The organism is Flavobacterium jejuense (genome assembly GCF_006491595.2).
GTDB classification, from domain to species: Bacteria; Bacteroidota; Bacteroidia; order Flavobacteriales; family Flavobacteriaceae; genus Flavobacterium; species Flavobacterium jejuense.
On record NZ_VEVQ02000017.1, the window covers coordinates 1 to 13452 of the forward strand.

The following is a 13452-nucleotide window of genomic DNA, read 5'->3' on the forward strand; positions in this document are numbered from 1 at the left end:
TGTAAATGGATATACAGGAGGAGTTGCAGGAGATGTTACTACAAACGATACTTTAAACGGAGTTGCCGTAGTTGACACCGAAATCACAATAAGTGTAATTGCAGATGGAGGCCTAACTGGCGTAAGTATTGCATCAAATGGGACTATTAGTGTTCCAGCAGGTACACCAGCAGGCACTTACAATGTTACTTACCAAATCTGTGAGAACTTAAACTCAACTAATTGCGATACAGCAATCGCTACAATAGTAGTTGATGCAGCTGTTATCGATGCGATAATAGATGATTTTATAAACACACCAATTGATGGATCAGTAGTTTCTGTAGGCGATGTGACTTCAAATGATACTTTAAACGGAGTATTGGTAAACGATACAGAAATCACGATTACTTTGGATGATGATGGAGGCTTAACAGGAGTTAGCATAGATGTTACAGGAAATCTTATTGTATCAGGAGTAAATGTACCATCAGGTATATATACTATAACATATACTATTTGTGAAATATTAAATCCAACTAACTGTGATACTACAACTGCAACAGTAGTAGTATTAAATGAGATAATAGCAAATGATGATGGACCAACAACAATTACAGTTGACACAACAGGTCCTATTTCTGGAGGTTCTGTTTTAGGAAATGACACCTTAAATGGTGTTCCAGTGACGATAACTAATACAGATGTTACACTAACTGCAGATGGTCCTTTGAGTATTGATGTGGATGGAAATGTAACAATCGCTCCAAATACTCCAGCAGGAACATACACTATAACTTATCAAATTTGTGAAACGGGTGCTAATCCTACTAATTGTGATACAGCAACAGCTACATATATTATAATTACAGATGCAGATGGAGATGGTGTGACAAATGTAGATGAAATTGCTGATGGAACAGATCCAAATGATTTTTGTGATTTTGTTGCAGCAAATGTAACATTACCTCAGTCTCAAGAATTTTTAGATGCAGATTGTGATGCAGATGGAATTTCTAATGGAGATGAATATGGACCAGATCCTAATGACCCTTTTGATAGTGATGGAGACGGTGAATATGATTTCTTAGATGATAATAACATTTCTCCATCTGAAGATGATTTAGAAATTTATAATCTAGTAACTCCTAACGGAGATAATGATAATGACGTATTTGTTATTAGAAACATAGAGTTGTATCCAAATAATTCAGTTGAAATATATAATCGTTGGGGAGTATTAGTTTATGAAACAACAGGATATGGTCAAAATGGTAAATATTTCAAAGGAGTTTCTGAAGGAAGAGTTACAATAAGCCAGTCATCAGAACTACCAGTAGGAACTTATTTTTATATAGTTAAATATGTGAAGGATAATGGTCAAGGAAAAGAACGTTCAGGATACTTATATATTAATAGATAAAAACCTAATAGGGGTGAAAGCCCCTATTAGTAATTATAAAAAGTGAAAAAAATGAAAAAAAGAATATTATTTATAGCTTTTGTTTTAGTGAGTATATCTTCATATTCACAGCAAGACTCACAGTTCACTCAATATATGTATAACACTGTTAATATAAATCCAGCTTATGCGGGTTCAAGAGGTGTCTTAAGTATATTTGGTTTACATAGAAATCAATGGATAGGATTAGATGGAGCACCTGTTACTAATACATTTTCTTTAAATACTCCTATTTCCGAATCAAGAATAGGTTTAGGTCTGTCTTTTATTAATGATAAAATTGGTCCATCGGATGAGAATACAATTTCAGTTGACGTTTCCTATTCTATACCTACTTCAGAGAGTTTTAAGTTATCTTTTGGAGTTAAAGGGACTGCAAATTTATTAAATATCGATTTTAATAAGTTAAATCAATACGATCCAGGAGATATATTGGCACAAAGGAATATTGATAATAAGTTTTCACCTAATATAGGTGCTGGAGTTTATTTACATTCAGATAGAACTTATATCGGTTTTTCGGTTCCAAATTTTTTAGAGACAGAACATTTTGATAAAGAGAATTCTACTGCTTCGGTAGCTTCAGAAAGAATGCATTATCATTTAATTGCAGGTCATGTTTTTGATTTAACTGGCAATATTAAAATGAAGCCAGCAGTTTTAGGAAAATTGGTGCAAGGAGCACCTTTACAAGTAGATATTTCTGCTAATTTTCTATTTAATGAGAAATTCACTTTAGGCGCAGCTTATAGATGGGATGCAGCCGTTAGTGGTATGCTAGGTTTTCAGGTATCTGATTCGTGGATGATAGGTTATGCTTATGATATGGAAACTACTAGATTAGCAAAATACAATTCAGGTTCTCATGAAATATTTTTGAGATACGAACTGTTTAAAAATTATGATAAAGTGGCATCACCTAGATTCTTCTAATAAATTAATGATTATGAAATCGCTATTAAAAAGAAGTTTGTATAAGTAAAAACAAATTATTAAAAGGCGATACCATATGTTACCAATAAAAATAAAATTTAAACATATGAAAATAAAATACATATTATTTACATGCTTATTTAGTTTTTTATCACTTTCTGCTCAAAAAGCTAAACTCGAATCAGCTGATAATAAATACAACTCTTTAGCTTATATTGATGCTATTAAAATTTATCAAAAAGTAGCTGAAAAAGGATATGAATCTATAGAGTTATTTCAGAAATTAGGAAACTCCTACTATTTTAATGCAGAATTAAAAGAAGCAGGAAAATGGTACGAAAGACTTTTTAATTTGAAGCAAGAAGTTGATCCAGAATATTACTATAGATATGCACAGTGTTTGAAAGCAGTTGAAGATTATGAAAAAGCGAATGAATATTTAAAAAAATTTACTCAAAAAACTTCTTCTAACGATAATCGTTCAAAATTGTATAGTGAAAATGTAAACTATTTATCTGACATAAAAAAGATATCTAGTAGGTATACTATTGAAAATGCAGGAATAAACTCCAAATATTCAGATTATGGGGCAGCTATTTATAATGAACAATTAGTTTTTGCCTCAGCAAGAGATACTGGTAGCGTTTCAAATATTAAGAGTAAATGGACGAATCAATCTTTCACTAATTTGTATTCTTCAAAAATGAATGCTGACGGATCTTTAGATACTCCAAAACCCTTATCAAAAAAAGTAAATTCTAAGTTTAATGAGTCTACACCAGTGTTTGCAAAAGATGGTAAAACGATGTACTTTACAAGAAATAACTTTAATAAGGGAAAGAAAAGAACGGACAGTGAAAAAACAATTTTATTAAAATTATATAAAGCAACTTTTGATGGTGAAAAATGGACAGATGTAGTAGAACTTCCTTTTAATAGTGATGAATATAGCGTAGCTCACCCTGCACTAAGTCCAGATAATAAAACTTTATATTTTGCCTCAAATATGTCAGGAACTATAGGGCAATCAGATATTTTTAAAGTTTCAATTAATGATGATGGATCTTATGGTAAACCCGAAAACTTAGGATTGAAAGTAAATACTGAAGCTAGAGAAACTTTTCCATTTGTGTCTGGAGATAATGTCCTATACTTTGCTTCTGACGGTCAATTAGGACTTGGAGGTTTAGATGTTTTTGCTGTTAAATTGTATGAAGATGGTTCTATTTCTAAAGTTGTAAACCTTGGTTCTCCAATCAATGGTCCTTATGACGATTTTGCTTTTTTAATCGATTCAAATTCAAAATTAGGATTCTTTTCTTCAAATCGTGATGAAGGAAAAGGTTACGATGATATTTATACTTTGAAAGAATTAGAACCAATAGAATTTGAATGCAAACAAGTAATAGCAGGTTTTATTACTGATTCTGAATCTGGTGATATTATAAAAAAGGCAAATATTACTTTGCTAGACAGTGAAATGAATACAGTATCTGAAATGCCGGTTGATGAAGAAGGGAAATATCGCTTTGAGAATTTAGAATGTAATAAAGTATATTATGTAAGAGGAACTTCACCAGAATATGAAACAGAAGAAAAATTAGTTACAACGGATAAAAAAACTGGAGAAACGCAAACGAGTTTACAAGTTAATAAAAAAGTAAGAACAATCCGTGTTGGTGATGATCTAGCTAAAGTTTTTGGAATTAAAATAATTTATTTTGATTTAGATAAAGCTAATATTCGTAAAGATGCAGCAGTTGATTTAGCCAAAATTGTAGAAGTGATGCAACAAAATCCAAGTATGAAAATAGATATTCGTTCTCATACAGATAGTCGTCAAACTAATATGTATAACGAAAAATTATCTGAAAAAAGAGCACAGTCCACTAAGATGTGGATGATTAATAATGGAATAGATGCTAATCGCTTAACAGCTAAAGGATTTGGAGAATCTAAATTAATTAATAAATGCGCGGATGGTGTTGAATGTTCAGAAGAAGAACATCAAGCAAATAGACGCAGTGAGTTTATTATTATAGAAATGTAAAACTATCTCTATTTAAGTCATAAAAGCATCAAGAAATTGATGCTTTTTTATTTATTTAATTTTTTGTTAATAGCACAACATATAGTTGGTTTATACGTTTGAATTATTATTTTTGTGGGTTGGAAATAAAAAACTAAAAATCTTATGAGAAACATCGTATTTGTTTTAATTTGCTTTTATTCATCATTCTTTTTATCTGCACAAGAAAAAGAAACATTGTTTACAATAAATGATAGTCCTTTTTATACAGATGAATTTGTAAGAGTTTATAATAAAAATTTAGATTTAGTAAAAGATGACTCACAAAAGGATTTAGATAAATATTTAGAACTTTTTTTAGGATACAAGTTAAAAGTTCAAAAAGCAAATAAATTAGGTTTGCAAAATGAAGCTAAATACCAAAATGAATTAAATTCTTACAGAACGCAATTAGCAAAAAACTATTTGAATGATTCCAAAGTAACCAATTCATTAATTGAAGAAGCCTATGAAAGAACTAAAAATGAAGTAAGAGCTTCTCATATATTAGTGCTTGTAGACGAAAGTGCCACTCCAGCAGATACTTTAAAAGCATATAACAATATAATGAATTTAAAAGCACGTGCAGAAGGAAGTGAAGGTTTTGATGCAGTAGCGGCTAAATATTCTGAAGATCCTTCCGCAAAAGATAACAAAGGAGACCTAGGTTATTTTTCTGCTTTTAAAATGGTTTATCCTTTTGAAAATGCTGCTTATAATACACCTATTGGTAGTATCTCTAATCCTTTTAGAACTCGTTTTGGTTATCATATTATAAAAGTAACTGATAAGAGAGAAAATAAAGGTGAAATTACAGTAGCTCATATTATGATTTTAAAACCAAATAATAAAGATGCTGTAGCAGAACTTAAAGCAAAACAAACCATTGAAGATATTTATAAAAAAATACAGCAAGGTGAAAATTTTGAAACATTAGCAAAACAATTTTCAGAAGACAAATCAAGTGCAGTAAATGGAGGTGTTCTACAACGTTTTGGCGCGGGACAATTAACTTCTCCAGAATTTGAAAATGTGGCTTTCTCTTTAAAAGATAAAGATCAAAAATCTGAACCTTTTGAATCAAAATTTGGCTGGCATATTGTAAAGCTTATAGACAGACATCCTCTTCAAAGTTTAGACGAAATGCGCTATGAACTGGAAAATAAAATAAGAAGAGACGAACGTTCTTTAATTATTACTAATACACTTGCTAAAAAAGCAAGAAGTAAGTATCCAGTATCTGTAGAAAACAAAACGTTATCAAAAGTAAAAACGATAGTTACTAATGAGTATTACAATCAAAATTGGTCTATACCGGAAAATCTTAACGGATTTGATGGAGATATTGTTATTATTAATAGCGAAAAGAAAATTAATACAAAAGACTTTTTAAATTATTTGGTAGCACAACAAAAAGGAAATGTAAAAACAAAACCTATTTCAAGTTTAGTAGATGAACTTTTTGAAAAATGGTTAGATGAAAAATTAATTGAATATTATGATAACAATTTAGAAAATGAATTCCCAGAATTTAAATACGTAATGGATGAATATCGAGATGGATTGTTATTGTTCGATTTAATGGAAAAAGAAATTTGGGTAAAAGCAAAGACAGATACTATAGGACTAAAAAAATTCTATGAAAATCATAAAAATGAGTATCTATGGAAAAAAAGATTAGATGTTGATATTTTGTCTTCCACAGATAGTAAAACAATTAAAGCGGCTAAATCTTATCTTAAAAAAGGAAAATCTTTAGAATATATCAAAGAAAAACTAAATAAAGAGGACAAAGTTAACGTTATGGTCAAATCGGGTCTTTATGAAGAAGATTATGATGTATTGCCAGAATTTAAAATAGATTCAGAAGGAGTAACTCCTGTAATCTCAAAAGGGAATTATTATTTTACAGCATTAGTTAAAGAAGTAAAACCTTCAGAACCAAAAACAATTGCTGAATGTAAAGGAAAATTAATAAACGATTATCAACAATTTTTAGAAAATAATTGGGTAAACGAACTTAAAAAAGAATTCACTATTAAAGTGGATCAAGATGTATTTAATAAAATTAAAAAACAACTAAATAAATAATGAAGTTTTTTCAAATAATCATACTAATTGCCTTAACAACATCATGTGAGTATTTTAGAAAACCTAAGGAACCTTTGGCTGTTGCTAGAGTTGGAGATGATTATTTGTACAAAAAGGACATTCAGAATTTAGTGCCAAAAGGAACTTCGAAATTAGATAGCTTAGCTATTATGAAAACGTATCTTGACCGTTGGGCTACTCAAAAGTTATTATTTAATGGAGCAGAACTTAATCTTTCAGAAGAAAAAATTGAAGAATACGAAGCATTAATTAATCAATATAAAATTGATTTGTATACCAAAGCTTATATTGAACAGTTAGTTTTTAAAAAAATAGATACAATAGTAACAGAAGTTGAAATAAAAGAATACTACGAAAAAAACAAACAATTCTTTAAAAACCCGACTGAATTAGTTAAAATGCGCTACATTAATTTAGTTAAAGAAAATCCAAAGTTTGAAAATATTAAAGCAAAGTTTACTTCCTTTGCTAAAAAGGATATAAAATATCTTGAAGAATTATCAATACAGTTCAAAAGTTATGCGTTTAACGATTCTATTTGGGTAGATGTAAATCAAGTGTTTGAAAAGCTACCATTTATAAATTTAGAGAATAAAGAAAAATATATAGTTGACGGAATCAATTATCAATATCCAGATTCAACAACAGTTTGGTTAGTGAAAGTTAACAAAGTATTACCAAAAGATAGCGCAACACCTTTACAGTTTTTAAGGCCAACTATCAAACAAGTAATAATAAACAACAGGAAATTAGAATTAATAAATACAATAGAAAAGGAAATTACAAATGATGCTATCAAAAATAAAAAATATGAAATTTATAAATAGAGGATCAATTCTTGCACTTTTTTTGGTTTCGGCAACTACTATTTTTGCTCAAGCGACTAAAGAAAAAGTAGATGGAGTTGTTGGTGTAGTAGGAGATTATGTAATTTTAGATTCAGATATTGATTTGGAATACATTCAATTAAAAGCACAAGGAGTAGATACTAAAGACATAACACGTTGCGAGTTGTTTGGAAAGCAATTAGAAGATAAGTTGTATGCACACCAAGCCATTCAAGATAGTATCATTGTTACAGATGATGAAGTTAATTCTTATATGGATCAACAAATTGATGCTATGGTAGAACAAGTAGGTTCGTTAGATAAGGTAATTGCTTTTTATCGTAAAAAAAATATAGATGAGTTTCGTACTTATTTTTTCGATATTATAAAGAATAATAAGCTTACGTCTCAAATGCAAAAGAAAATTGTAGATGAAGTAGAAATTACACCTGAAGAAGTTCGTAATTTTTTTAAAGGTATTCCTGAAGAGGAAATGCCAACTTTTGGAGCAGAGGTAGAAGTAGCTCAAATAGTTGTTAAACCAGTAGTTTCAGAAGAAGAAAAGCAAAAAGTAATAGATAAATTACTACAAATACGAAAAGAAGTACTAGAAGGATCAAGTTTTTTTAGTAAAGCAGTTCTTTTTTCAGAAGATGAGGCATCTATTGGAAATGGAGGATTCTATAAAATGAATCGTAAAACTCCTTTTGTAAAAGAATTTAAAGATGTAGCCTTTTCGTTAGATGAAGGAGAAATCTCTGAACCTTTTGAAACTATATATGGGTATCATATTATAATGGTAGAAAAAATAAAAGGTCAAGAAGTAGAATTGAGACATATTTTAATTGCACCAAAGTATACCAATGAAGCTTTAAAAGAAGCGAAAGAAAAAATTGAATTGATTCGTTCAAAAATTATTAGCAATGAAATTTCTTTCTCAGAAGCAGCAAAAGCTTCGTCAGATGAAAAAGAAACCAGAAACAATGGAGGTGTTCTTTTAAATCCAAGAACTTTAGAACCTCGTTTTGAATTAACGAAAATGGATCCTGTTTTATATGGTCAGATATCTTCTTTAAAAGATAATGAAATATCGCAACCTATTCTATCTGAAGAAAAAGGTATAGGTAAGTTTTATAAAATCATTACTGTAAATAATAGAATGGAAGAGCATAAAGCTGATTTTGCTCAAGATTATTTGAAAATTAAAGAATTAGCTTTACGAGATAAGCAAATTAAAACCATTGGAAAATGGGCAGAAGAAAAAATAGAAGAAACCTATATAAAAATTAGTCAAGATTACAAAACGTGTGAGTTTACTAATAACTGGTTAAAGAAATAAAACCATTATTTTTTTAATAATTAAAGCGAATAGTAAAGGTAAATCATTGGTATTTCCTGCTATTCGCTTTTGTAATTTATAAATATTATTTTTTAGCTTTTAAATAGTTGTAAAATTTATACAAAAAGTCATATAATATTAATTCACTTAATCTTGCTTCTGAATTAAATAAACGATTTGTTTGCATATGTATATGACTTCGTATGAAACTTTCTAAAGAAACATCTAATTCTCCCTTTTCATTGTATATTATTATTTGTTCAATTTTTTTATTTATTTTTTTATTTCGTTTATTTATTATTCTGCTTATTTCATAATGATCTTCATCTAGTAAAGTATAAGTATTAAAGAATTGAATTATATGATTTAAATGTGCTTTGTATTTTTGGTTTATTTTATTTTTTGTGTCTCTATTAATATTAAATTCTGAACTATACGCATCTTTTAAATTTCCAAATAGATTTATTTTTTCATTTAAAGTATAATTAAAATTGTTTAAAAAGTGATCAATTGATACCATTCCAAAAATCCATCTCAAACTTTTATGATTTGTGTTTTTAAAGTATGTAAGAAAGTTTATTATCAATTCACTATCATAATGGAATAAATCTTCACTAATTTCCATAGTTTTGATACCATACCTTTGAGTTTCTCTTTTGTAGGATTCCATTTGAATATTCCAAACAATTTTTGAAGAACAAAATTTTTTGATTCTCTTATTGAAATCTAAAATAAGATTTCCAATTTTATCATTATCAGTAAGATGAAATCTTAGTCTTAAATGATTTTCTGGATCTGAATACCTAATAAAAAACCATTTGTCAATTATTTTTTCTTTTTTTAGCTTCTTAATAAAAGCTTTAATAAAACTTGTAATAATTAGATCACTACTTGATTGTCCTGTGTATATTTTAAAATAGACCCATTCATCACCTATAATAAATTCAGATTTAATTTTTTTGTTCATCATTAAAGAAACTTATTATAAATTCATTTGTATAAAGATTGTTTTTTTTGTCTTCTATAAAACAATCTTTTTCAAATAAAAATTCTGTTAATATTGTGATTTCATATTTCTTAATTTTTTCCAATAAAATAAATATGAAATCTTTGTTTTTTAAATTTAGTAATAACTTATTATCTCCTTCAATTAATAAAACAAAATCGGGAATTTTTCTTGTTTTTTTTAAAATTTTGAATAGTTTAATTTTTTCATCATCAGATTCGTTTAAAAATGTGAATTCTTCTTTGTTTAATATCCAAGTTGCTTCAGAAAAAATGATATCTTTATATTCAATACGAGGAATATATTTGTAATTCTTAATTATATTTCCAAGATTAAAAGAGAGGTGGTTTTTTCTTTCATAATTTTGCATGTCGCATAAAAATTTGTATACTGGTAATAAAGTGTTATGAAAATTATGTGCATTAGTTAATCGAGGAATAATTTCTTTTTTTAATTTTTTTGAAAAAAGTACTATTTTATTGTTTTTAATTTTTATGTAAATGTCACTGGTTAAAATTTGATTTTCTTGATTCAAATTGGATTTAGCCAAATATGGAATTTCATATTTTCTAAGATTTGGTCTCATCAGTATATTTCCGACTCTAGATTCTGGTAAATGGACTACTTCTGCAATTGTTTTATTTTCCAAATAGTTTTCTTTGTCAATAATTTCTTGGACATATTTATATATATCTGTATTACTTGTACAGAACCTAGCTAAAAGATTGGCAGCGCTTGACCCACCAAGACTATTCAGTTTTATTTTTATTTTTTTATCGACGGGAATGATTTGAATAAAACCAGAAATAGTGTGTGGTAGTTTTTTTTGGATTTTATTAAAATGTATTAAATCGCTATCAGTGATTTCAATTCTTGTAGCTTTGTTTTCTATAGCATCTAATATTTTTTTATTTAAAAATGGAGAATAGGTGCTGTTTTCTAAAATATGTAATTTTTCTGTCTTTTGTTCGATTACAATATCACTTATTAAATCGTTTACTATTTGTGGTTTAATACCATATTCAATACCAAGTTCATTGTCAAGTGCTAAATTGAGAGGGATTTCTTCATCACCATAACGATTAATGAATTTAGTTTTAAATTCATTAATATTTTTATCATTTGTTTTTTCATTATCTATAATTTCTAAAAAGGAGAAACTGTTATTTAATTTTTTAATAATATTTTCATCTAAAGTATTTTTATTAAAACCTAAATTTACATCTACTTGAAATAATGTGTTTATATTATAAGAAACATCAAGAGTGTCTATAATTTCAATAATTTGATTATAATCCTTAATTAAATTGTTATAATTTGAATCTAATTGTAATAGTTTATTTTTAATAGTAATTAAAGAATCTAATATAAAATCTACATTTTTCTTTTCTTTTAGGATATTTATTATATCATTTAAATAGTCGAAGCTAGATACCGTAGGTTCTAATTCACTTATTAAAATTTGATTTTCAATCAAATCATTTATGTAATTAACAGCAATTTCATCAGCTATATCAAATTTTTTTAAATTTTCAATAAGTTTTTTATATGGGGCTCCATCTTTAGCTAATTTTATTGTCTTTTTTAAATAATAATTAATCTCTGTAGAAACAGTTTGATGAGTTCTTTTATTTTTTTCTAAAAAATATTCAATATATCTGTAATTTTTATCTAGTTCAAAAAGAGTTGTATTTGGATAATATTTTAATTGAACTTTAATTTTATCTGATTTTGCAACTTTGGTAACAAGATTAACCAAAAAATTCATGTCTAATCTCGTTGTTCTTCTTTTTTTACTTTCGTCTAAAACTATTTGGTTTGATTTGTTAAAAGTTCCAATTCCACATCCTGCAAATAAACCAAAAGGAGTAGATCTACAGCTGAGTCTTGAAATGTATTTTATTATCGTTTTTATTAATTTATCTTTATCCTTCTCTTTTATCTCATTGCTTTCATTTAATAGTTTTTGGATTTCATAAAAAAGATCAGGAGAGGCAATAAAAAATGCTTCTTGAATTTCTGTTTTTTTTATAAATTCAATTATTTTATTATAATCGGTTTCCTCAGAACCAAATAAATGAAAAAAAGTATTTAAAGGAAAAAGTGGCGATCTTACTATATATTTATTGAAATTTTTGTAATTCATTCTTTTTTAATTAATTAATAAGCACTCGTCCCAATCATTATCAAATTCTTTTATGCTTAATAATGTTAGGCCAATTCCTGTTATTCCTTCTAAAATTGAAATTTCATTTTCCCAAATTTCTTTTCCTCCAACCCATTTTTTGTATCCACAAAATCCATCGGTATGAAAATCCATTTTTAACCCTTCGTTTGTCCAAAAATCAAAGGAGTCTTTAAATAAATTATTGCTTGTTTCTTTATAAATTTTTTTATAAATTAAAGCTACTCCAAAAGCTCCATGACAAACCCCTGAATCCTTAACTTTAGTGGCTTCGAAAGACTTTCTATAAGTGCTTTTTTGTAAAACTTGTATTGCTTTTAAAATTATTTCTTCATTTAATAGTTTTTTTCCTGCCAAAAAAAGACTTAAACCGATACCTAAATCTCCATAGCACCATGCTAATCTACTTTTGTAATTTGTGGCTTTAGGGTGGTTTTTATCAATAGCTATATAGTCTGGAAAACAAGGCGAAGTGTTGTTGTCTTCTATATATTGATTTATTAAAAATTGGGCACTACCTTTTATTAAATTAGTTCTTTTAGTTGTAGTTTCTTGAAAGTCTGGAAATCTAGTTAAAAAATTTAAGATACTACTTATCCCATGTGAAAGACTTAAGTTGTAAACTTTTAAATCATCAGACAATGTGGATTCCCAAAATATCTCATCTTTTTTTTTAATTGAGTTTTGATCAATTTTATCAATAACACTTATTAAAGATTCCTTATATTTTTCTTTCAATTCTTTAGAGGAAGTGTTTTCATACCTTTTTAAGAAATAAAAAGCATAACCTAATCCTCCATGTAAAAAATCAAAGTTATTTTTTGAAAAGTCATAATGCATCTTATGGATAAAAAAATCATCCATTTCATTTAACATCGAATCTAAATCAATGTCTATAAGGGATTCTTCTTTTAGCTTTTCTAGACACCATAAAAGTCCACAAATACCAGAGCAATAGGTTGGAAAATCATAGTCTTCCTCATTAATCATTTTAAAACATTCATCAAGATATTGATAACCTAATTCTTTCGCTTCATCATTTTTTTTATACTTTGAGTAGTAAAATAAAAATAAGGCTATTCCAGAATTGCCATTCAAAATTCCTACATTTTTAGAAATCATTTGATTTTCTTTAATAAATTTAAAGATTGAATCAATTTTAGTATCCAACATTTTTATCACAAAAATAGTTTTTTTAAATTTTAATTTTTATGTTTGTTATAATAAAAATTTAATAATCATGAAAAAATCAATTAAAGATTTAAAGTTTTCAAAAAATGTTATTTCAAAATTTGCTAAAGCAAATATTAATGGAGGACTTAGAGATTTAGCTAATGGAGATACTTACACATGTGCAAACAGTCCAATGACTTCTTGTAATGGACAATGTCCTAAAGTTCCCCAACCTTGTGATACTTCTGCTGAGACTGGTTGTGTGGAATCGGTAGATATTTGTTAAATTTTAAAACAATATTATAATTATTTCATAATTATAAATCAATAAAAAAAACTTGATAATTATCAAGTTTTTTTTATTGATA

Annotated in this window: 10 protein-coding genes; 7 read left to right on the forward strand and 3 right to left on the reverse strand. The window is 27.4% G+C overall.

All coding sequences use genetic code 11. The features are described from left to right. From FIA58_RS18550 to FIA58_RS18575, 6 genes are all read left to right on the forward strand, one after another. The coding region (locus FIA58_RS18550; protein ID WP_140964197.1) for a gliding motility-associated C-terminal domain-containing protein at window positions 1-1402 on the forward strand (1402 nt) is incomplete at its 5' end. A 51-nt stretch (window positions 1403-1453) separates the two neighbouring features. Continuing rightward, window positions 1454-2374 (forward strand): PorP/SprF family type IX secretion system membrane protein, encoded by a 921-nt coding sequence (locus tag FIA58_RS18555; protein ID WP_140964198.1) that lies wholly within the window; start codon window positions 1454-1456, stop codon window positions 2372-2374. A gap of 106 nt (window positions 2375-2480) precedes the next feature. Next, the gene (locus FIA58_RS18560; protein WP_140964199.1) at window positions 2481-4424 is read left to right on the forward strand and encodes an OmpA family protein; all 1944 of its coding nucleotides are present in this window, start codon (window positions 2481-2483) and stop codon (window positions 4422-4424) included. 144 nt (window positions 4425-4568) lie between these two features. Continuing rightward, entirely contained in the window at window positions 4569-6533 is a 1965-nt protein-coding gene (locus FIA58_RS18565; protein ID WP_140964200.1) for a peptidylprolyl isomerase, read from the forward strand. Next, window positions 6533-7381, forward strand: coding sequence for a hypothetical protein (locus FIA58_RS18570; protein WP_140964201.1), 849 nt, complete (start codon window positions 6533-6535; stop codon window positions 7379-7381). Before FIA58_RS18565 ends, FIA58_RS18570 begins: the two co-directional genes overlap by 1 nt. Continuing rightward, window positions 7365-8720, forward strand: coding sequence for a peptidylprolyl isomerase (locus tag FIA58_RS18575; RefSeq protein WP_140964202.1), 1356 nt, complete (start codon window positions 7365-7367; stop codon window positions 8718-8720). The genes FIA58_RS18570 and FIA58_RS18575 overlap by 17 nt, the downstream gene beginning before the upstream one ends. 85 nt (window positions 8721-8805) lie before the next feature. Here FIA58_RS18575 and FIA58_RS18580 read toward each other — a convergent pair whose 3' ends face one another. From FIA58_RS18580 to FIA58_RS18590, 3 genes are read right to left on the reverse strand one after another with little or no spacing between them, the layout of a single operon-like run. Then, a complete protein-coding gene (locus FIA58_RS18580) occupies window positions 8806-9690 on the reverse strand; it encodes a thiopeptide-type bacteriocin biosynthesis protein (RefSeq protein ID WP_140964203.1) in 885 nt (294 codons plus the stop codon). Beyond that, window positions 9671-11872, reverse strand: coding sequence for a lantibiotic dehydratase family protein (locus FIA58_RS18585; protein ID WP_140964204.1), 2202 nt, complete (start codon window positions 11870-11872; stop codon window positions 9671-9673). The genes FIA58_RS18580 and FIA58_RS18585 overlap by 20 nt, the downstream gene beginning before the upstream one ends. Window positions 11873-11878: 6 nt before the next feature. Then, complete coding sequence (locus tag FIA58_RS18590; protein WP_140964205.1) at window positions 11879-13084, reverse strand: lanthionine synthetase C family protein; 1206 nt, start codon at window positions 13082-13084, stop codon at window positions 11879-11881. A 67-nt stretch (window positions 13085-13151) separates the two neighbouring features. On the opposite strand from FIA58_RS18590, the gene FIA58_RS18595 reads away from it, so the two are divergent. After that, complete coding sequence (locus FIA58_RS18595) at window positions 13152-13370, forward strand: hypothetical protein (RefSeq protein ID WP_140964206.1); 219 nt, start codon at window positions 13152-13154, stop codon at window positions 13368-13370. The last annotated feature ends 82 nt before the right edge of the window (window positions 13371-13452 follow it).

What these genes read in the sequence shown, in the direction of transcription:
- FIA58_RS18590 (WP_140964205.1), bottom strand. Translation starts at nt 13,084, where the DNA reads ATGTTGGATACTAAAATTGATTCAATCTTTAAATTTATTAAAGAAAAT.
- FIA58_RS18575 (WP_140964202.1), top strand. Translation starts at nt 7,365, where the DNA reads ATGAAATTTATAAATAGAGGATCAATTCTTGCACTTTTTTTGGTTTCG.
- FIA58_RS18570 (WP_140964201.1), top strand. Translation starts at nt 6,533, where the DNA reads ATGAAGTTTTTTCAAATAATCATACTAATTGCCTTAACAACATCATGT.
- FIA58_RS18560 (WP_140964199.1), top strand. Translation starts at nt 2,481, where the DNA reads ATGAAAATAAAATACATATTATTTACATGCTTATTTAGTTTTTTATCA.
- FIA58_RS18595 (WP_140964206.1), top strand. Translation starts at nt 13,152, where the DNA reads ATGAAAAAATCAATTAAAGATTTAAAGTTTTCAAAAAATGTTATTTCA.
- FIA58_RS18565 (WP_140964200.1), top strand. Translation starts at nt 4,569, where the DNA reads ATGAGAAACATCGTATTTGTTTTAATTTGCTTTTATTCATCATTCTTT.
- FIA58_RS18555 (WP_140964198.1), top strand. Translation starts at nt 1,454, where the DNA reads ATGAAAAAAAGAATATTATTTATAGCTTTTGTTTTAGTGAGTATATCT.
- FIA58_RS18585 (WP_140964204.1), bottom strand. Translation starts at nt 11,872, where the DNA reads ATGAATTACAAAAATTTCAATAAATATATAGTAAGATCGCCACTTTTT.
- FIA58_RS18580 (WP_140964203.1), bottom strand. Translation starts at nt 9,690, where the DNA reads ATGATGAACAAAAAAATTAAATCTGAATTTATTATAGGTGATGAATGG.